We start from the raw sequence: 468 nt of genomic DNA on the forward strand, positions 1-468 counted from the left end.
CAGGCTGGCCAGGGTGCGCTTGTTGTAGTTGTAGTAGCCGGGGTCGCGCTTGAGGTTGGCGATGACGTGGCTCGGCGTCTCGTCCGTCCAGTCCGACAGCTGGATGATGTAGTCGCGGTCGTAGCCGAAGGGTTCCGGCGTCGCGGGGTCGATGACGATGGCGCCGTAGATCCCGGACTGCTCCTGCAGGCCCGAGTGGCTGTGGTACCAGTAGGTCCCGGCCTGCACGAGCGGGAAGCGGTACTGGTGCGTGCTGCCCGCGTCGATGCCCTGGAAGCCGTCGCTGATGCCGGGCACGCCGTCCTGGCCGCTCGGCAGGATCAGGCCGTGCCAGTGGATCGAGGTGTGCTCGCGCAGCCGGTTGGCGACGTTGATCACCACCTCCTCGCCCTCGCGGAAGCGCAGAGCGGGACCCGGAATTTGCCCGTTGATGGCCATGGCCGGGCGGCGGCGCCCGGTGATGTTGGC

General features: G+C 68.4%; 1 protein-coding gene. It reads right to left on the reverse strand.

Going from position 1 to position 468, the window contains the following annotated elements:
• Positions 1-468: multicopper oxidase domain-containing protein (locus tag WFI16_RS26900; protein ID WP_419900920.1), on the reverse strand; the 468-nt coding region annotated here is incomplete at both ends.

Origin of the sequence: Roseomonas sp. USHLN139, assembly GCF_037145735.1 — a bacterium.
Classification (GTDB): Bacteria; Pseudomonadota; Alphaproteobacteria; order Acetobacterales; family Acetobacteraceae; genus Pseudoroseomonas.